Source organism: Enterococcus haemoperoxidus ATCC BAA-382 (genome assembly GCF_000407165.1).
In the GTDB taxonomy this organism is placed as follows: domain Bacteria; phylum Bacillota; class Bacilli; order Lactobacillales; family Enterococcaceae; genus Enterococcus_L; species Enterococcus_L haemoperoxidus.
In genome coordinates, this window is the sequence record NZ_KE136480.1 from 188,110 (window position 1) to 211,636 (window position 23,527).

Annotated in this window: 4 protein-coding genes; all 4 read right to left on the reverse strand. The window is 35.2% G+C overall.

Annotation, left to right across the window (positions count from 1 at the left end; all coding sequences use genetic code 11):
• Positions 1-17 precede the first annotated feature (17 nt).
• From I583_RS16320 to I583_RS11700, 4 genes are read right to left on the reverse strand one after another with little or no spacing between them, the layout of a single operon-like run.
• Positions 18-713 carry a thioesterase II family protein gene (locus I583_RS16320; RefSeq protein ID WP_010761602.1) on the reverse strand — a complete coding sequence of 232 codons (696 nt, stop codon included), beginning with the start codon at positions 711-713 and terminating at the stop codon, positions 18-20.
• A gap of 22 nt (positions 714-735) precedes the next feature.
• Positions 736-6,366, reverse strand: coding sequence for a non-ribosomal peptide synthetase (locus tag I583_RS11690; RefSeq protein ID WP_010761603.1), 5,631 nt, complete (start codon positions 6,364-6,366; stop codon positions 736-738).
• Between the two features lie 2 nt (positions 6,367-6,368).
• Positions 6,369-13,964, reverse strand: a complete 7,596-nt coding sequence (locus tag I583_RS11695; RefSeq protein WP_010761604.1) for a non-ribosomal peptide synthetase — start codon at positions 13,962-13,964, stop codon at positions 6,369-6,371.
• Complete coding sequence (locus I583_RS11700) at positions 13,957-23,400, reverse strand: non-ribosomal peptide synthetase (protein ID WP_010761605.1); 9,444 nt, start codon at positions 23,398-23,400, stop codon at positions 13,957-13,959. Before I583_RS11700 ends, I583_RS11695 begins: the two co-directional genes overlap by 8 nt.
• Positions 23,401-23,527 lie beyond the last annotated feature (127 nt).

Below are 23,527 nucleotides of genomic sequence, written 5' to 3' on the forward strand. Positions count from 1 at the left end.
AAACAACTCAGTAACAATCATTTACTTTCATTTAGTTTATTCTTAATTACAGAAAGAATCTCCTGAACATTAGTTCTAATAAAGAAATGGTCTCCCTGGAAAATCATCTGTTGACAGTTTGGACCGATTAGATCGGTCCATTCCTTCAACTCACTTTTCTCCTCTTGTGTTCCATTGAAAATCAGCACTGGACAAGTTATTTTTGTTTTTTTTCGGTTAAAATTGAACTGATTCAATAATGTCAAATCTTCCCTTAAATAGTCAGTCACTAGCTCTAAAAGCTCTACTTCTTCAATCACTTCTTTCGGAATTCCACCTAGTTTAAAGAAAAATTGATTGAATTTCTTGACCGGTGCAGTTAAGATCGATTCATAATTCTTTGCACGAAAGGCTTCACTTCCAGAAAATATTAATAATTTGGGTTGATTGATTGCCATTGCGTCAATCTTTCTATAAATATCTGCAACAACTCTGGCGCCCATGCTATGACCAAATAAAATATATTCTTTGGTAAAATCCACACATTCTAGTACTTGCTTCAAGGTCTTATCAATCAATGTCCGCCAGTTTTCTGGTCTTTCCACAAAGCTTCTACGACCACGTCCATCATACTCGATTTGAATAATTTCAAATTCTGTGTCATCCAACGATAGCCATTCTTTATAAGGGTTTATGATGCTTCCAGCATAAGGAAACATTACTAATTGAATCATTATTTTCTCCTATCTCTATTATCTAGCGCAATTCCAGCTCAAACTGATCGCACGCTTTTTGCAGTCGCTCAGCCAATTGATTTTTCTGACTGATACTTTCTGGATAAATCAGCACTAATTGATCCAAATACTTGTTTATCACAATTTCAAGTCCCTTGACTTGAGTCATTGTTTCTACTTGTTTTTTGACCATTTCCAGAGTTTCCCTCGTTAGTTCAAAAATCGTTTGATTATTGATAGAATAGATTTCTTTACTTGTATAGCGGCTATCAATTTTACTTAACTCATCAATCAAACTGACCTGCGTCTCCATTTTTAATTGATGTAATTGGTTCATCTGCTCTTGCACATTGCTATTGAACTGATCAAGTAATATCGGCCACAGATCGATAAACGGTCCAATCGCTTGGGAAAAATTGGCTGGTAAGTACTTTCTATTTTCCTGTACAACATACACAGGGAGTATTTCACCATCATTAATCCTATGATTTTCCCGAATGATTATTTGAGCTAAATACATGATTAGCACCCAATGGTTTTTAGCATAATATTTTTTCGTCTTTTCACCTAAAGATAGTGTAGATAAACCAATCGAAAATGGTTGTTCTGGATCTTGATTAGCATAAATAGATTCTTTACTTTTCTTAAATAGTGAAAGATGTTCATTCAACGCATTCAGATCAGTCTGCTCTTTGATGTTAGTTTGAGGCAAGGCATAGTCGAGTACTGTTGGAGAATTTTTCACTGGATTTAAGATGTACTCTTTTAGTCGATCATAAAATACCTCATCACTATATTTATCCCAAATACTATGAGAAATCAGTAGATGTAAAATGGTTGTTTGGTCATTTTTTGGGGTAAGCAACATATGGTAAAGAGCATTTGATTGTCCATTTTTAAATCCTTCAATCATTTTATCTTTTATTTCTTGTTGGAAACTGAAACTTTCCTCCTCAGTTTTGAACCTTAAATCAATGAAAGGAATAGTGACTTCTTCGTTAATTTGATGCTCATATAAAACATATTGCGCCCCTTGCCTACCATACGTCGTTCGCAGTAACGCTTGTTCTTCAATCAATTTTCTGAGTGCCTTCACTATGCGTTCTTGATCTGTTGTGTGCAGTTCAAATGGCGCGTAGACCATAGTCTCTTCCAAAGTCTCTAGAAACATTCTTTGCATTGCGGAAGGTTGGATTGTTTGCTTAATAGGCTGTTCATTCCAATTGATTGGAACAAATAAATAGGCTTCATCTAACGCTTGTTGCGGCTCACTTTGTAAAAATCTCACTATTTGATTGATCTCTGCTAAAAATCGATCACTTACTTGTTTGATAAATTCTTCTGAGAAGAAGCGATTATTATAGACAATATTACTATTCAAATTCTTGTCTACGATCACTAAATTGACCGCAATTGGAGTGCCAAATTGATTGTTAGGACTAACTTCATTGCCTTGCGGTGCTGGGCTCATCGTAAATAGTTGTTCCGCTTGTTGTGATTCATTAAACTCTCCTGAATAATTGAACGTCACCATTGGTTCATGCTTAGAAATTTCTGGTAGTAAAGTTTTCGCAAGGCCGTAGCCAATACCATTTTTAGGAATTGCCTTCAATGACCGATTGACTTCTAGAATATCCGCTTCTAGACTAGCGTTCTCCAATGAAAAAGCAACTGGATAAGTGATTGTAAACCACCCAACTGTCCGATCGATTTCGATTTCTTCTGTCAATTGTTCTCTTCCGTGCCCTTCCATCAATAAAGAAACAGCTTTATTTTCAGTCACGTTCGCTATTGCTCTAGTTAAAGCAGTAATCAAGATTTCATTGACATAGAAATGGTTAAAACGATTTTTCTGTGTTAAAAGTTCAATTGTTTTTTCGACACCCAATTGAGCAGAAAGAATCATTGAGCGCTTATTTTTTTCAGTACTTGACTGATCTTGTATCTGGCTCTGCTCAACAATGGTTGCTGTTTCTTGCCAAAAGGATAGCTCTTCAGCTAGCTCCTCACTCTTACTATAATCAGTTAATGCTTGACTCCATTTTTGATAAGACATTGTTTTTAGCGGTAATTTGATTGGTTGGTTAGTCATCAAATTTTTATATGCCGTTTCAAGGTCTTCTAAAATAATCTTCCAAGAAATTGTATCTACAACTAGGTGATGGGCAATCAATAATAAGAAACTCCGGTCTTCAAATTGATAAATAACCGCCTTAAATACTTCTCCATTTGATAAGGAAAGATTCGCTTGAGCAGTATTACTCAATTTTTGTATAGATTGATAGATCTCTGTTGTTTGATCAAACCAGTCGATCGTCTGGCTTTCTTGTTTAAAGGTGTAATGATCTACGGTAAAAGAAGCTACTGTATCTACCGCTTTTATCGATTGTCTACCACTATAAACGGCTCTCAACATATCATGATGGCTCATTATTGCTTTTAATGCTTCGGTTATTTTTGCTTTATTTAATTGCTCTGTCGCAAATTCAAGCATGATTGATTGATTAAAGTGATTCGGCTCAACTAATTGTTCCTCAAAGAATTTTTTCTGGATTGGCGTAAAAAGAACCTCTCCAGTCACTTCCCTTTGATCGAGAGCTATTTTTTTATTTTGTTTAAGATTTTTACTTAGTTCCTTGATCGTACGATTGTGCAGAATGTCATTGATCGTTAATGAAAATCCTTGTTCTTTCAATTTGGAGACAATCCGAATCGCTTTGATCGAATCTCCACCTAAATCATAAAAATCTTCATTTATCCCAATGTCATCCAAATTGAGAATTTCTTTAAAAATAGTTAAAATATTGTTTTGTACTGGCGTCTCAGGCTGTTCTTTGGCTTCTATATTCAGATCAATCGATTGTTCAGGCAGTTGATCGACAGCTAATTTCCCATTTTTTGTAGTAGGTAACGACTCTAAAAGAATAATTGCTTTTGGAATCATATATTCAGGCAAATTCTCTCTTAGTTGTTCCTTTATTTGTTTGCTCGACATCTCGTTTGTGGTACTAACATAGACAATGAGTTGTTTTTCTGCTGACATCTGACTTTCAACCACTTTTACGGCTGCTTCTTTGATTTCAGCAATCCCCAATAGATGTGCTTCAATTTCTTTGAGCTCTATTCTAAAGCCGCGAATTTTTACTTGTTGATCGATTCTACCTAGAAATTCAACTTGCCCTTCTTCATCCCAGCGAACCAAATCTCCAGTTTTGTATAGTTTTTCTCCTTGCGTAAAGGGATTTTCTATGAATTTTTCATTGGTTAATTCTTCTTGACCTAAGTACCCTCGCGCAAGTCCAATACCACCTAAATATAATTCTCCTGGCATTCCGATCCCGCAAAGAGCATCGTCTGAAAAAACCAATGCTTGGGTGTAATTGATCGGCTTCCCAATTGGAATCACTTGCATAAATGGTTCAGTAATTTCATAGGTCAAAGCAAAGGTTGTACATTCAGTTGGACCATATCCATTAAGCAAATGGGTGCGTTGGTTGGCTTGCTTAAATTTAGAGACATGATAGTTTGATAGTTTTTCACCACCGATAAGCAGGTAGTTTAATGCTGAAAACGTCTGTTCATTTAAGGAAACTAATTGATTAAATAAAGAAGACGTCAACCACATCACATCGATCTGATTTGTTTCAATCATTTCTTTTAACTTCTCAGGATCAACTAAATTTTCAATTTCTGATAAATACAACGTTCCGCCATTTAATAATGCTCCCCAGATTTCAAAGGTGCTTGCATCAAAGGTTAATGAACCTGTTTGCAAAATATTAGGTTGCTCAAGTTGGATATAATTTGGTTCTTTGACTAAGCGGATAATACTTTTATGTTCGATCATCGTTCCTTTAGGTTCCCCAGTTGTTCCAGACGTATAAATCACATATGCTAATGCTTGTTTTGAAAGTGAAACTGGTTGATAATCGAGGGTTAAATCTGGGTTTAACAAATCTGCTGCGGTCACCTGTTCTACAAGAAACTCATCATCCAGCTGATCTGTTGTCAGATCGATCAATAATGCCGCTTGACTATTTTCCACAATTTCTTTATTTCTTTTTTTAGGACTCTTAGGATCTAGCGGCAAATAAGCACAGCCTGCTTTTAAAATACCTAGGTACGCCACAATCGTTTGAACTTCTCTGGCAGCAAGGATAGCCACGATCTTAGAACCAGCTTTTTTGGTTTGAATCAAAGAAGCGATTTTAGTTGATTCCTGATCTAATTCAGCGTAAGTCAATGTTTGATTGATTCCTACTATTGCACTATTTTCGGGATACTTCTCTACTTGTTCTGCAAAAAATTTAATAACCGTCGCATCGTCTGCCAATTCAAGATTGGATGCATTAAATTGTGTCATGATTTTCTCGACTTCTTCATTTTCTAAACAAGAAAACGCACTGATTGTTTTTGTTGGCTCTGCCAAAATAGCGCCCATTAATGTAATAAAATGTTGCTGCATTCGTTCAATCGTTGATTTTTTGAATAAGTTTACATCATATTCCCAAACGAGTTCTACTTGATTTTCTGCTATCCCTAAGTTAAACGTCAAATCAAATTTTGCTACATCAGAATCTCTAGGTACCTCCGTTAATTGACTCTCTCCTAGCGCAACATCTAGTTGTCCATTACTTTGATAGTTAAAGAGAATATCAAAAATCGGATTTTTATTTTCACAAATGGGCACGTTTAACGCTTCAATGATCTCATCTAGTGGATAATCTTGATGATCAAAACTCTTCATCAACTTATGCTTTACCCGCTCTAAATACATAATGAACGCTTCATCAGACTTTATCCTATCATTGATGGGAACTGTATTAACAAACATTCCTAATAAATTTTGAATGTCTGGATGAACGCGCCCTGACATTGTGGTACCAATCACGACATCTTCACCACCCGAATATTTTGATAAGAAGATCATAAAACAAGCAATAAAAATCATATAGTTTGTTGTACTCGTTTTTTCAGTCAAGTGATTCAATAGCTTGATCTGCTCGGCAGTTAAACAAGCACTGACTGTATCCCCCCTATATTCGCGTTCTTTAGGGCGTGGATAATCGTAAAATAATTCAAATTCTGGTAACCCATCAGAAAATTCTTCTAGCCAAAATTGCTTGCTCGCCTCTTTATCCTTTTTTCTATGCCACGCACTATAATCTTTATATTGTAATTTCACAGGTGGCAATAGCTTGTCATTGTACAACTGACTCAGTTCTTCTAAAAAAATTCCCATTGAGCCACCATCCATAATAATATGATGCGCATCAAGTAATAGATAGCGTTCACCTGTTACAAGCGTGCAGTAGCAAACTCGTAACAAAGGCAACGTATCAACAGAAAAGGGTCGAACAAATTCATCCATGATCGTAGAAAGTAATTTCGATGACTCTGTGATCATTTCAATCTCAAAGCTGTATTCTTCTTCAACGATTTGTCCAAATTTACCATCGATCATTTCAAAATAAGTTCTTAAAACTTGGTGGCGTTTGATCAGCTCATTTAGTGATCTTGTCAATTTTTCTAAATCAATCGGTCGAGATAATTGAAACGCAATCGGGATGTTGTAGGTGATACTTTCTCCTTGTACTTGCTCAATCGTGTAAATTCTTTTTTGAGCAGAGCTCATTAAATATTTTTTGCTCACTTTTACAACTCCTCATCATCCACAATTTCAATACTATCAAGGGCCATAGAACCGACTACAATCAATTCTTCCACTTTTTCTGCTAAACTCCGAACATTTTTTTCTTGAAGAATATCGCTTAACGGTACTTTTACTCCAGAGAATTTTGAAATACCATTTGCTAAATGAACTGCTTTTAGTGAGTGACCACCCAATTCAAAGAAATCATCATCGATACCAACTTGTTCAAGGTCTAAAATCTCTTCGAATAGAGCACAAATCGTAGCTTCCAGCTCATTTCGCGGTGCTTCATAAAACACACTTTGATTTAGCTCTGGGTCAGGTAAATTCCGTTTATCGATTTTTCCTGCTTTCGTAACAGGCAGCTTATCAACAATTGTGATGTAGGCTGGAATCATATAGTCTGGCAAGGTCTTTTTCAACTGCTCTTTTACCACTAATGCAGGCAATTCTTCATTGGTAACAAGATAGGCACACAAGGCTAGTTCATGATTGATTATTCGAGTAACCACACAGGCATCCCAAACAGCTGGAATTAGACCTAGCTGATTTTCAATTTCACCTAACTCTATTCTAAAACCACGAATTTTTACTTGTTCATCGATTCTTCCTACGTACTGCATCTGGCCATCTTCTTGCCATTTCACTAAATCACCCGTTCGATACATTCGTTCTGTCGGAACCACTGGATTTTGAACAAATTTTTCTGCGGTTATCTTCGGATTATTTAAATATTCCAGAGCTAAATTATCACCACTGATACATAATTCACCTAACATTCCGATTCCACAAAGTTTCTCTTGATGGAAAACAAACAGCTTAGAATTGGCAATAGCACGTCCGATCGGAACTGATTTATAGGATTTATTTTCCACTTGATAAGCTGATGCGCAGACGGTTGTTTCAGTTGGGCCATAAAGATTGTAAAGCGTTGTTTGTCCGTGAGTCATTACTTGATAAAATTTCTCAACTAAAGCCATCGTTGTTGCTTCTCCTGCAAGTCCAACCTTGCTTAATTGATTGATTTCATTTTGACGACCATTTTCTTGCGCAAATTCCAATAACATTTTGAAAATAGACGGCACTGTGATCAAAATTTTTTGATCTAGTTTTTTCAAGAAACTCTCTGGATCATTTTTTACTTCATCCGAGATAATTTCAAGGGTTCCACCAACCAGACAGCCAGCAAATAACTCAAATACTGAGCCATCAAAAATAAAGGAAAATTGTTGCAGAATCGTCTGCTGTGAATCAAGTTCAAAATAATCTTTTTGCCAATTGACTAAATTCATCAAAGAAGCATGTCCGACGATCACCCCTTTAGGATTGCCCGTTGTTCCAGACGTATAAATCACATAAGCATTATTTTCTGGTTTAGGTTCCGGCAAGACAACTTGAACGAGTTGTTCATCTACTTGTAAGCTTTCAACCGTATAATCGATCACTGTAGCTTCCAACGGCATCGTTCTCTTAGGTTGCCCATTTACTACAAATTTAATCGCACTATCTTTTAGAATATAAGCAATTCTTTCTTCCGGCAAAATTGGCGACAGCGGAATATACGCAGCTCCTGCTTTCATGATTCCATAGATCCCCACAACCATTTCAATCGTTCGATCGCAATATAAACCGATAAAAGATGTTTCTCCAGCTCCTGAGATCAGGAGACGTTGTGCTAGAACTGTTGATTTTTCTTCTAATTGAGCATACGTTAGCTGTTCTTGCTCGAAAATAACTGCCACGTTGTTAGGGCGCTCTTTCGCCTGTGTTTTTAAAGCTGCTAAAATCGTTGGATAACTATTATTTGCTTGTTTTTCCGGATTAAATTCAGTCATTACCAACTGTTGTTCTTCTGCATTTACCAAAGAAAAGTCACCGCATGCTAATGATTGATTCACCGCCAGCTCTTTTAAACCACAAATGATTCGAGACAAAATAAGTTTGGCTTCGATTTCTGTAAATAAACGTTCATCAAACATCAACTTGAAACTCAATTCATCAGAAGCACTTACACTCAATGAAATAGGGTAGCTTGTTTGTTCACGATAATCTTCCATTTCACCTAGTAAAGCTACTGACTCATCTGCGTCTTGCACGGCATAATTTTCAAAAACAACAATTGTATGAATCAGATCTTTTCCGAGTAGACTTCTATTTTGAATGTCTGATAATGAACAATACGTATGTTCATCACTTTCGATCGATTGCGTTTGAACAGCTTGAACTAACTGTATAAAGGAATCCTTTTCTTCACTTTTAACGCGAACTGGTATAGCGTTGATAAACAATCCAACAGCCTGTTCGATTCCTGCTAATTGTAAATTTCGCCCAGAAACCATTTTAGCGAAAACAACATCATTCGTCTGATTATATCGTTGTAAAACAAGACCCCAAATAGCTTCGATCACTGCATTCATCGTCACGTTATTTTCTTTAGCAAAAGCTTGGATCACCTTTGTCTCTTCTTTGGAAAGTGATTCAAAGATAGCTTGAACTTCAGCCTTTTGTTCATTTTTAGGATACATTCCTGTGAAACTTGCTTGGGTTTCGTATTCTTCTAGCAATTCTTCCCAATAAGTCAAACTCGCTTCTTTATCTAAATCTGCTACTATTCGTGCATAATCTTCATAAATAGTATCTATTTCGATCTGGGCTAAAACAACTGCTTCTTCATCATTTTGCAACACTGCATAGATCTTCATCCAGTCGTTTAGCACGATTGATAAACACCAACCATCCATAATAATATGATGGAACGTAAAAATAAGTCGTTGTCCTGTCGGCATCTCTACCAATGAAACTCTAAATAACGCTTCTTTTTCTAAGTCAAATCCTCTCGTTACATCCGCAATTTTGTACTGAGTAAATTGCTCTTCAGCATCTACTTCTTTTGTAAAATCTTGACTTTTACATTCTAAAATACGCTCCGAAAAAATGACCTGTCTTGGTTCTTTAATGTCTTTATATAAAATATTGGTTTTTAACGCAGGATGTTTTTCAGCAAGTATTTTCAAACTTTGCTCTACTCGTTTTTGATTCATTTTTACATTCACGTCATATGAACATTGAATCACATAACTAGTTGAATGTTCATCAAGGAGTTTATGATAAAGCAGTCCTTCTTGCATCGATGTCAATGGAATAATTTTTTGAATTTCTCCGGCTGAAAGTTCCACTGCTCTGTGATTAGCAAAATCAAATTCAGCTTGATCCCAAGAAAATTCACCTACATCAGAAGCCGTTTTTTGTGGTTCAGCGACCATAGTACAATAATCGATCAGTATTGATAATTCTTTTTGATAGTCATTACTAAAGTCAACGATCACTTCATCAGAAAAAACTTCTTTAGCATAGACTACATCTGTGATCAACCGATTATTTTGAATATAGCAATTGACGGATATCGGACCACCAATCGTATTTTCTTTAGCACTATCATTTATATTAGCAATATCGCTAATCGTAAATCGTTGTGACTCCTCTTTACTATCGCCTATTTCACCAAGGTAATTAAAGACCACATCCGTTTTTTGACTAGTGATTTTATCTGTATATGTCGTTAATAAACCATAACTCATTCCCTTATTCGGAATTTTTCTAATCGACTCTTTAACCTTTTTAATTGTTTCAGATACAGCTTCTTCCACTGTGATCATTAGCGGATACATAGAAGTAAACCAGCCGATCGTACGATCTACAGAACCCACTGAGTCAAATAATTCACGACCGTGTCCTTCCAAAGTAAAGGAAATACTGGATCGATCAAAAATCTTCCCTAAAGACTTAGCTAAAGCAGTCAACAGTAAATCACTGATTTCTGTAGAAAATGCTTTATTTGCTTCAAACCGAAGTTTCCTTGTTTCTCCTTTGCCTAATTCAAAAGTGAAGGTATGACTAGTTGTTGGAACTGTCTGATCAAATAAGCTTGTACTTGCGATTTTCTGATTGACCTCTTGCCAATAATCTTCATCTTTTCTAATTTCATAACGCTTTGTTAACTCTTCCACCCCTTTACTCCAAGCAGGATAAGAAGTTGTTTTTTGCGGAAGTTCAATTGCTTGTCCACTAATCAATCTCTCGTAACTATGATTTAAATCTTCAACAAAAATTTGCCATGATACAGCATCCACGATCAAATGATGCATCTGAATCCAAAGATAATCTGTCTGTTTAGAATGAAAGACTAAAACTCTTAATAACGGTGAACATTCAAAAGTAAACATTGACTGAAACGGTGCACCGATCCGATGAATTTCTTGTGCCACATCTGCATTTTCATCACTCAATTGGAATGAATGAATTTCATAATTGGTTTCTTGTTCCCAAGCTACAATCGTTTGCTCATTTTGATCAACACACATCCTTAACATATCATGATGCTGAACAAGTCCATCTAATGCTTTTTTCAGAAGTGTTTCATCAATTGATTCACTAATTTCTAAAATCAACGACTGATTAAAATGCTCCGGTTTAGTTAAATTGCTTGAATAAAAAAACTGCTGTACTGGACTTTTAGGGACCACACCTGTTACCATCTCTTGATCCATTTTTTGTGTCATAACATTCATTTTTTGTGCGATTTCTTTGATTGTTCTGGCCTGCATGATCTCTTTTACAGTAAGTTGATACTTAAGTTCTCTCGCTTTGGAAACGATCCGAATCGCTTTGATTGAGTCTCCACCTAGCTCGTAAAAACTATCTAAAAGATTGATTTGCTCCAACTGTAAAATTTCTTTTAATACTAATATGATTTGCTCTTCTTTTTCAGTTGTCGGTTTCAAAAAGACTTTTTCATTAAAATTAGTTAGTTCAGGTAGCTGATTTTCAGCTAATTTACCATTTGCAGTAATCGGTAATTGATCTATGAAACTAAAATAATTCGGAATCATATATTCTGGCAAGCTTCGACTTAAATAGTCTCTTAAAGTATTTTCAGTCACGGACTGAGCAGAGACGACATACGCACAAAGATAATCTGTTCCCTTTTGTTTTTTAATCGTGACAGCGGCTGATGTCACTTCTGGTATTTGCAGAAGCGTCTGCCTGATTTCAGATAACTCCACACGAAAGCCACGTATCTTCACTTGATTATCGATCCGTCCAAGGTAATCGATTGATCCATCTGCTCTGTATTTACCTAAATCACCTGTTTTATAAACAACTTGTCCGTCTACTGTTGTAAATTGTTTAGCCGTTAATTCTGGCTGATTTAAATAACCTCTGGCAACACCTGCTCCAACAATACATAATTCTCCTGGAATCCCAACACCACAATATGTCTGATCATTCATCACATAAACTTTGACGTTTGGAATCGGTCTACCAATCAAAGTATCTTGACTATCTAACTGGTTTAAATAACGATAATAAGTGGCACAAACCGTTCCTTCTGTCGGTCCATATAAATTTCGAACGATCGATAATTTCTTGTCTGTACTGTCAACAAATTGAGTGAGCAAATGATTGGTCACTTTTTCAGCACCCACATAAGCGGCTTCAATCGATTCAAATGCTTTTTTACGATTATTTTCTGTTGTATAGTTTAATAACGCTTCTAAAAATGTTGGGACTAATAAGAAGTGCGTGACATGATTCTTTTCAAACACATCTAATAACTTACCAAAGTCATCATGTTCTTCTCGTGCTAACATCTGCAGCGAGGCACCAGAAAGTAATGCTAGAAAAATTTCCCAAACAGATGCATCAAACGTGTAGATAGCTTTTTGCAAAATGGTACTATTTTCTGTTACATCGCCTTCTTTTATTTGCCACTCAATCAGGTTCTTCAATGAGTGATTTTCGATCATTACACCTTTTGGTTTTCCTGTGCTGCCAGAAGTATAAATAATATAAGCAAGATCATTACCTTCGACCAAGCCACGTTCAACAGAGTCTTTTTGACTATTTTCTGCACAAAAGGTGGTAGTTTTACAAATAAGTTCTTCAAGAACGATTGCTTCAATTTTTGGTGATAACAGAACTGTTTTGGCTTTACTATCTTCTAGAATGTAGTTGATTCGTTCGATCGGTATTGTTGGTGTTATCGGCAGATATGCTGCTCCTACCTTTAAGATACCCAATATTCCGATTACTAACTCTACCGATTGTTCAACGACTAAGGCAACAACATCATTCTTCCCTATATTCTCTTTTTTTAATTGTTGTGCTACAGCATTTGCTCGTTCATTTAACTGATTGTAGGTTAATTGTTCTTCTAGATAATAAACAGCTGTTTTATCTGGCTGATTTAATACTTGCTCTTCAAAACACTGAATCGGAGAAACAAAAGCTTCTTGATCAAACTGATTATTTGGCTGATTCAGCTCTTCTTTTATTTGAGTAATTTGTGCTGGCTTCAAATATTGCACTTCGCAGACAGCTCTCTCAGGTGATGCTACTAAATTAGTCAGCAACACCTCAAAATAATCAGCTAGTCGTTGAATTGTTTCCTCTTTAAAAAGTCCAGAATTATATTCCCAGTTGATCGTATAATCATCAGCATGTTCAATCAACGTAATCGTTAGATCAAATTTTGATACTTCTAATTGAATTGGTTCTACTTTAGCAAGTTGCCCATCTAAATAAACCGGTTCATCAAAGCCTCCTTCATAAGAAAACATCACATCAAAAATCGGATTTTTTGGTGCTAACTCCGCAATTTTTTCGTAAGGATAATCTTGATTTTCAAAGACATCTAAACTCTTATCTTTTATCTCTTCTAAATTTTCAATAAAATTTTTCTGATGCTCAATACTTCCAATAATCGGCAAGGTATTTACAAACATCCCAATCATCTCTTGTGCTGAAGGATGATTTCTTCCTTCAGCAGCTGTTCCAATCACGACACGCTCCTGACGATTTAACTTAGTCAGAAAAATCATTAATGCCGTTAAATAAACCATAAAACTAGTCGTTTGGTTTTGTTTGTTGATGGCTTCGATTTTTGTTTTAAGCGAAGAGCCTATTTTCATTTCTATATGATTTCCTTCAAAAAATTGGTGATCCTGCGTTTTAAAATCGACTGGCAGATCTGTTTCTGGCAATAGTTCACTAAATTCTTCTTGCCAGAATTCTTCTTGCTCCTCTAAATCTATACTATTTTGCCATGCTGAAAAATCTTTATACTGTAAATCAATCGGCTCTAAATCATTGCCTTCATATAGTTCAGCAAATTCTTCCAACAAAATACCAGTAGAAGTGCCATCGGAGATAATATGATGAACATCGATCATTAAAATCGCGCATCCTGCTTGATCTATGCCTACTCCCATTCTGATTAATGGTGCCTGGCTTAAATCAAATGGTCGCACGAATTTCTTGATCATTTCCTCAAAAGTCTGACCTTCTAGTTTATCGATATGAACTTCTTTCGCCTTATGGATTCGTTGAATAAATTTATCTTTTTCAAGTGAAAAACTCGTACGAAATGCTTCATGTCTTTCACATAATTTATTGAAAGCTTGGGTCAATCGAGCCTGATCAAGCCCCTTTTCAAATTTTAAGACAATCGGCATATTATAGGTGACACTTGATACATGGGATTGTTCAAGTGTATAAATCCTTTTTTGGTTAGAACTCATTAAATATTTTTTACTCATCTAAGCACTCCTCAGCAGCTTTTAATAACGGTTGAAAGACCTTTTTATTTTTCTTTTTAATGATTTTAGCGATGTTTTTCACGTTTTGCTCTTTCATGATATCTTTTAATGACACTCGCAAACCAAATTCATGTTCAATTCGTCTAGACAATTCAACAGCCTTAATCGAATACCCCCCAAGTTCAAAGAAGCTGTCTGTTACACCGATATTTTCTACATTCAATACTTCTTTAAATAATGGCAATAATTTTACTTCGTCTTTTGTTTTTGGCGGAACAACCATTGTAGTAAAGTTTATTGGGATTTCTTGTAAAGCTTTTTCATCTAATTTACCATTATGATTTTTTGGAAGTTCATCAATTTGTTTGATAAAACTAGGGACCATATAATCTGGAAAAATTTCTTTTAGTTCAGTTGAGATTGTTGGAATCGATAATTCTGATTCACTAACTACATATGCACATAATTGTGGGTTCCCAAGACTTTCATTGACAATGACCGCCGCACTTGAAATTCCTGTCAAATTCAGAATTTCTTTTTCGATTTCTTCGATTTCAATTCTAAAACCTCGAATTTTAACCTGCTTGTCGATTCGTCCAAGGTAATGGATCTGTCCATTTTCATCAAATTTGCCAAGATCTCCTGTTCGATATAGATATTGATCTTCGTGGATTGGGTTTGAAATCAATTTCTCATTTGTTAGACTTTCAGAACCCAAATATTCTTTAAAGACGCCCGTTCCCCCAACACAAATTTCGCCTGCAACATCAATTCCGCACAATTCACCATTATTCATGATATAAACTTGAGTATTACGAATTGGTTGACCGATTGCCACTCGGGTATTTAAATCCTCTGCGCTTACTTCATAAAATGTGGCGCAAACAGTCGTTTCTGTCGGTCCATACAAATTCGTTATTTTGGTTAAATTCCCTTTATTTTTAGTAACGTCTACATATTTTTCTAATAGTTGCGTCGTTAATGATTCTGCTCCAAGATAGACTTTCTCCAATCCATCCAAAACATCCGTTAACTGTTCCACTTTCATATAGTCTAAAATAGAATCAAAAACAGTTGGGACCATTAAGGTATGGGTAACATTTTTTTCACGAATCACCCGTAGTAGTTTGGCATAATCCTGATTCTCATCTTCCGTTAGCATTTGAAGTTTCACACCAGACAAGGTTGCTAGGAAAATCTCCCAAACAGAGGCATCAAAGGAGCACGTAGCTTTTTGTAGGACAACACTTTCACTCGTGATTTTACTTTGTTCTTTTTGCCATTCGATCAAATTGATCAGACTATTGTGTCTAATTTTGACACCTTTAGGATGGCCTGTACTTCCAGAAGTGTAAATGATATAAGCACAATCATCTGCGGAACTTTCTAGTGTTTGGTTTTCTGCCATCTTCTCTTCTGATGACACAAAGATTATTTTGACATTCAATGGAACTGTCGTTTCATTTGTTAGAATCACTTTGGTATGACTATTTTCTAAAATGTAGTCAATTCTCTTAGCTGGAAGTTCAACATCGATCGGCAAGTAGGCAGCACCCGCTTTTAGAACACCATAAATAGCCGCAATAAATTCAATCGAACGATGAAACAATAGTCCGACCACATCATTTCTTTTAACACCAGACTCTTTTAGTTTTTTAGCGACGGCATTAGCCATCTGGTTTAATTCATCATAGGTGACATCAGTGTCTTCAATTCCTACAGCAATTCTATTTGGATACTTTGCCACATTTTCTTCAAACCATGAAACAATTGTTTCATGCTGCAATGGTATTTTTTCTTGTGTGTTGAATGAATAACAAATTTTTTCTTTTTCAGCCTCATTGATCATTGAAAGCTCAACTAATTGACTTTCTGGTTGTTCCAGTGCAGAAGTAATCAGCGTAATGAAATGCTCGGATGCTTTTCTCATTGTTTCTTCTTTAAACAATTGGACATTATAATCCCAATTGATCGAAACATGATCTGGATGTTCCTTGATCGTCAACGTTAAATCAAATTTTGCAGTATTATTAGGCAATTCGTAAAAACTCATCTTGGCATTGTCTAAAGGATAGCTTTTATCTTCTAGATTTTCATAAGAGAACATCACATCAAAAATTGGATTACGCGTTTGACTTGGTTTGATCGCTAATTTCTCTACCAATTTTTCAAATGGGTAATCTTGATTGTTGAAAACATCAAAGAAATTAGACTGAACTTGTTTTACATAATGAGTAAATGCTATGTCAGATTCAATCTCTTGCTTTAAGACCACTGTATTCACAAACATCCCCAACATTTGCTCTAAATCCGGATGATTTCGTCCTGAAATAGCGGTTCCCGTAATAATTTCTGCTTTTCTTGTATATCTTGAAAGAAGTAAATTAAACATTGCCGCATAGAAAATATAGCTTGTTACCCCAGTTTCTTTTCCAAATTCCTTAATTTTCTCATTCAATTTTTTCGGCAACTCTATTGAGAAACTTTTCCCTACAAAACTTGCTTGAGAACCTCTATTAAAATCAGTCGGAAATTCAGTATTTAACTCTGCATTTTTTAGATTATCCAGCCAGAATTTTTCTTGCTTTTGTAAATCCAATTGATTTTTCCAAGAACTATAGTCTGTGTATTGAATTCCTACTTCTTTTAGTTCCTTACCGTTATATAGAGTTGCTAGTTCAGAGACAAACGTCGGAATCGATTCTCCATCAAAAATGGCATGGTGAAGATCTATAACTACTATGTGTTCATTTGACGAAATAGTGAAAACGTGACTTTTGATCAGTGGCCCTTGACTCAAGTCAAACGGCTGAATAAAATCAAAAATCGCTTGATTCAACTCTGCTTTTTTAATTGTTGACGTAGTTACTGGAATCACTATTTGATCAGCGATCTTTTGGAAATAAGTTCCTTCTTTGAATTCAAAAGTCGTTCTTAAGATTTCATATCTTTCACTCATTTGCTGTAGAGCTTGTTTTATTCTTGTAACTGAAAATTCTCCTTCGATCGTCAATACAACTGGAATATTATAGGTTGTATTATTAGCCAATGTTTCTTCAACTAAAAGGATACGATTTTGTGCTGGACTCACTTCTAAGCTAGAACCTTTTTCGATTGGTTTGTATGTTTCACCTTTTTGAAGTTTGAATGCAATTTTTTCGACTGTTCGGCTAGTCATTATTTCTTCTAACGTTACTTTAGTTCCGGTTTTCGCAGCTAACTGAGCTGATAATTGCATGACTTTCAATGAATGACCGCCTAATGTAAAGAAGTCATCTGTAATACTAATTTGTGGTAAACCTAAAATTTCAGCAAAGGTTTCAGATACAATGCTTTCTGCTTCATTTCGAGGCGCTGTAAAAGTAATTACTTCCCCCACTTCCGGTGTCGGTAAAGCTACTTTATCGATTTTCCCATTTTTATTAAGCTTAAATTTTTCTACATTCATGATCACTTTAGGTACCATATATTGTGGTAATTTCAGCATCAATTCATGACGAATCAGCTCAAGGTCAATAGACTCTTCTAACTGGACATACGAACAAATCTCTTTTTGTCCATTTTCTTCAAAAATAATTGTCATAGCATTACTTACGTAAGGAAGTTGCTTGATAACCGTCGTGATTCCTTCCAACTCGATCCTAAATCCTCTGATTTTCACTTGATCATCAACACGTCCAAGATAATCGATTGCCCCATTTTCAAGCCAGCGGACAAGGTCACCTGTTTTGTATAAACGTTCATTAGAATCAGAAATAATAAATTTTTCATCTGTATTTTTCTTTAAATTCAAATAACCATCCGCTAAACCATCTCCTCCTAGATACAGTTCTCCTGGAACACCAATCCCACACAATTGGTCGTTTTTCATGACATAGGCAGTTGTATTGGAGATTGGTTTTCCAATTGGCACAATCGCTTCGATCTCATAATCTAAGTCTTCAAATAATGAAAAAGTCGTATTTTCAGTTGGGCCATAGATATTGCAAATGCTAACGTTTGGATTGTATGCTTTAAATCGCTTGATCGGCGCTGAAACAATTTTCTCCCCACCAACTAAAATTCGACGTAAAGAATGAAATGCTTTGGGGTGAATCTCAACAATATTCACAAATAAAGCCGTTGTAATAAATAAAGTATTGATTTTTTGAGATACAATTACTTCTTCTAATAATTCTGGGTCCAACAAGACATTAGAGGTTGTCATAAACAACTCTCCTCCGTTTAGTAGAGCACCCCAGATTTCAAATGTACAAGCATCGAACGTTAAAGAACCTGTTTGCAAAATATGACTCTCTTTAAAATCAACGTAATTCGTATTTTGAACCAAACGAAGAACATTTTTATGCGTAATCATAACGCCTTTAGGAACACCTGTTGTCCCAGAAGTATAAATAACATACGCCAAATCATCCGCATCAACATGAGGTAATTCTTTTTTTTCATCCATTTCTTCAAACGCATTATTTGTGATTATTAGACAATTATCTAACATTTGACTATCTTTTAACTGCTGATCAAAATCACATAACACTTTGCATTTTGCATCGTTGATAATAAATTTGATTCTTTCCATCGGACTGCTACTGTCTATTGGTAAATAGGCTCCTCCAGCTTTCAAGATTCCTAAAAAGAGTATGATTGTTTCTACTTTTCGCTCCGCCACTACAGCTACTATATCGCCTTTAACAATCCCGATTTTTCTCAATCTATACGCCAAATTTGTTGCAAGTGTATCTAGTTGTTCGTACGTAAGAACGTGCTCTTTGGAAGCGACTGCTACTTGTTTTCGATAACTTGGTAAAATTTCGTTGAACATTGTACCAATCGATACTTCATTAGGATACTCAGTCGCCGTTTGATTGAAATCTGTTAGGATCAATTCCCGTTGGTCCGCTGTAAGAAAATCAATAGTCGAAATCGGCTGTTCTGATGAATGGGTGACTTCTTTGAGTACATGGCAAAAATGAGTCAAAATATAGTCTGCACCTTGTTTTGAATAGTTCGAAACATCAAATAAGAGATTAACAATAAATCTTTCACCATTTTGGATAGAAAGCGTTAAGTCGTAATTGGTTTCTTCTCTAATGTCTTCTAATACAAACTGTGGTTTCTCTGTTTCTGATAATAGATTTTCTTCATAATTTTCAAAAGCAACAATCGTCTGTATTAACTTATTTCCCAACTCATTTTCATTTTGAATCTCGCTTAATGGATATAAATCGTAGGTGCCACTTTGATTTAATTGTTTTTGTAACGCTGTAACAATTGTCGCAAAATCAGCTTCTTTTTCATTGTTCACTCTAACTGGAATCGTATTGATAAACAGGCCAACTTTATCTTCAATATTCGCAATTGGACTATTTCTTCCAGAAACAACTTGACCAAAAACAACATCTTCTGTATTTGTATAGTTTTGTAATACAATGCCCCAAGCTGCTTCAAAAATAGTATTAACCGTAGCATTTAAAGATTTTGCTAAGGTACGGATTTTTTCACTTGTTTGAAGGTCTAGCACTTGTTTGATTTGATTCTGATCTGCTTCAACTGTTTTTACTGATGTAGGTAAAATGCTGGCGACTGTTGTGTACTCGGCAAGTAGTGCATGCCAATATTCTTTTGCTTCATGTGTATTCATTTCTGTTAAATAGTTTACGTGTTCTGCATGGGCATAATCAGGAGCGATCTCTTTTCTAATTGCTTCATAACGTTGACCGTTAATCAATCTTTGGTAAAACTCTTGTAAATCATTCAGCAAAATAGAATTACACCAGCCATCTAAAATAATATGATGGAAACTCATCAACATCTTATAGCTATTTACTGCTATTTTTATGATTTTTATGCGGAACAAGGGGTCAAATTGAAGATCAAATCCTCTTTGAATATTTTCTTGTTCGATTTTTTGTAGTGTTTCTTTAGTAGCTGTACATTCTGTTAAATCAATCATTTCCACGTCGCAAATCGCTTTTTTATGAATAACTTGTCTTGGTATACGGACGTTTTTATAAATAATATTAGTTCTTAAAGCACTGTGTTTTTGTACTAATAAATCAAGTGCTTGCTTAAATTCTAGTGTTTTGATCGCCCCTAATTCATATATAGCCTGCACCAAATAGGCGCTGGATGTTGATTTTTCTTGTTCATGGAACAATAAACCTTCTTGAAGTGGGGTTAAAGGATAGATTTTTTCGATTTGGTCTTCCCGTTCAATAAAGTTCGCCTCGACCTCTCTAAACTCTTCTTCCGTCCAGTTTATTTCTCCAAAGTCAGACGCTGTGTGTTCAATGCCTTCTTTGTTCAGACAATGCTCAACAACCATTTCAAGTTCTTTTTCAAACAATGATTTAAGTTCTCTGATCATTCTTTCATCGCATTGCGATTTATCATAAATAAAACCAAAAGAGATAACGCCATTGTTCAAAGATCCATCAATAGAAATTGGTGTTCCAAAATGATTATTCTCTGCAATTTGATAACCATATTCTACCGAATTAATTTGGATATCATACTCTGAGGATTCTTGTTCAAAATCTCCCAGATAATTAAACGTTATCTCAGTTTTAACTCCTTCAAACTCTTCGTCATAACAATCCAAAACACTATACCCTAATCCATGGTTTGGAATACGGCGTAAGTTTTCCTTCACTTTTTTGATATCTTGCTGTAACGTATCACCGATTCCTGCACAAACAACGGGATAAATCGTTGTAAACCAGCCAATCGTTCGATCAATATGAATCGGTTTATCAATTGGCTCACGCCCATGTCCTTCCATTCGAACGCTGATCGTATCTGCTCTGGTCAATTTATTTATAGTTCTGAATAGAGCAGTTACCAATAAATCATTTATTTCAGTGTTATAGGATTTATTCGAATGCAAAATAAGATTTTCCGTTAATTCTTTAGATAATAATATCTCATCAAAACCCGTACCAGACTCATCTTGTGGCGTACATAAGGTAGTCTTAGCTTGATTGGCTAATTTACTAATTTTATTCCAATAAGGTCGCTCTTTTGCCAACATTTCTGAGTTAGCAAATGCTTCTAGTGAGTGACACCATCTAGAAAATGACGCTGTTTTCATTGGTAATTCTATCGTTCTTTTTTCTAGCACTTGCTGATATGCGGTGTTGATATCCTCCACCAAAATGCGCCAAGAAATACCATCAACCATTAAATGATGGACAATCAATGCGATATAATTTTTTGCTTTAGTTTGGAAAACAACTGCCTTGATCAATGGCCCATCAGCTAAACTTAAAGTAGACTGGATTTTATCGCTTATAGCGACCATTTTTTCAGAAATATGTGATTCTTTTTCACTAGTTAAATCAAAAGAAATCACCTCAAACAAATCTAAACCATCTTGCTCTTTAATGATTTGTTTGTTATTTAAGTAGACTGCTCTAAGCACATCATGATGATTACATACCGCTAATAATGCTTTTTTTAAACCTACTATGTCTAGATTTTGACATTCCAATAAAAATGTTTGATTGAAATGTTCTGGTGTTGGAAGTTTGCTATCAAAAAAATATTTCTGAATTGGGGACAAAGGAGTTTCTCCCACAATTGTTTGCTCCATTTGCCCTAATGTTTCAGCTTGATTCGCTTCCATACGTGCTGCAATATTTCCTAAATTCTTTTCCACCATGATTGTTGGAACACTCAAGTTATAGCCCATTTCTCTGAGCTTTGAAACAATTCTGATGGCTTTGATCGAATCACCACCGATTTCAAAAAAGTTATGATTGCATCCGATATTTTCGTTATTTAAAACAGTTGAAAAAACAGAGATAAGAACATGTTCTTTTTCAGTTTTAGGGGATACTGTTTCTTTGGTTGTTAGAATCGGCTCATCTTCAACAACAGGTAATTTACTTTTATCTAGTTTTCCATTGTTATTCACAGGTAAAACATTGATCTTGATAAACCTTTTTGGAACCATATACAATGGTAATTTTTTCTCTAAATATTCTTGTAGCTGTGCTTCTTTATAGTTTTCTTTAGAAACAAAATAGGCAATGATTTGATTTTCTTCTGAAACAATCACTGCAGCATCATCTATTTTAGGATAACTAGCCAATGTATTTTTGATTTCACTCAGTTCAATTCTCAATCCATTGATTTTGACTTGTTCATCTATTCGACCCAAATATTCTAAATTTCCATTTTCTTGCCATTTAGCTAGATCACCTGTTCTGTATATTTTTCCAGGTAGTCCAAAATAATTATCAACAAATTTTTCTTTGGTCAATTCGGGACGATTCAAATACCCTCTGGCAACACCAACGCCACCGATACAAAGCTCACCGGCCTCATTAACACCGCATAACTGATTTTCATTCATTATATATATTGCTACGTTATCAATTCCTTTACCAATTGAAACGGTCGACTCATCTTTTAAATCCTTTAAATGAAAATAAGTAGCACCGATCGAAGCTTCTGTTGGTCCATAAAGATTATATACATTTTCTTTCGTCAAAGAAGTCAGTCTACAGATTTTTTTTACTAAAGACTCTTCTAGCTTTTCACCAGCAATATACAACATATCTAACGACGATAAATAAGATTCTTTGTTCACTTCTACAGCATAATCTAAAAAAACAGAAAGAACGGTTGGGATCATCACCATATGTGTTACTTGATTTTCTTTAATGACATCCAGTAACATGCTAAAATTGTTATTTTCTTGATCGGTCAGTAATTGTAGTTTCGCGCCACCCAATATCCCTAAGAAAATCTCTCCAACTGCTGCATCAAAAGAACAAGTTGCTTTTTGAAGCATTACACTCTTGTGGCTAAATTTTGCTGTTCCAAGTTTCCATTTGATAAAGTTTACTAATCCAATGTGTTCGATCATAACGCCTTTGGGATTTCCAGTTGTTCCAGAAGTATAGATAACATAGGCTAATTGATTCGGGGAATATGATATAGTCAAATTTTTTTCACTGGTATCTGTGAATTTCGGACAAATTATTTTTTTATTTAATTGTTTTTCCCATTTTTCTCTTGAATTTATATCCGTAATTACTGCTTTAACATTGCTGTCTTCAACAATATAGTTGATTCGTTCTTCGGGATTTTCGGAATCTATTGGCAAAAATGCTGCACCTGATTTTAAAACGCCTAAAATTGTAACGATCAATTCAATCGAACGGTTTAAGAGGACACCAACTAAGTCTTCTTTTTCAATACCTGAGGCTATTAATAATTCTGCAACATTGTTCGCTCTTTTGTTTAATTGGTCATATGTTAATCTCTCACCTTTGATTCCTACAGCTTCTCTTTGAGGATGTTTTTGAACTTCCTGTTCAAACAAAGTAACTAAATCAACATCACTTTGACTTGTCGTTTTATTCGAATTAAACTGATGCACAACCTTCTCATATTCAGCTAACTCTAATTGCTTAACTAATGTATTATCCAACCAATAACCACTCCATTTTGTTATATTAAAACAATCAAAAACACTATTTTGATTCATTTCAACAAATTATCATGAATTAAAAAAAGTGAATATTCAAATGTTTTAATTCAAAGTTTATTAAATTTTT

Coding starts and splice junctions, on each gene's coding strand:
- I583_RS16320 (WP_010761602.1), bottom strand. CDS start 713: ATGATTCAATTAGTAATGTTTCCTTATGCTGGAAGCATCATAAACCCT.
- I583_RS11695 (WP_010761604.1), bottom strand. CDS start 13,964: ATGAGTAAAAAATATTTAATGAGTTCTAACCAAAAAAGGATTTATACA.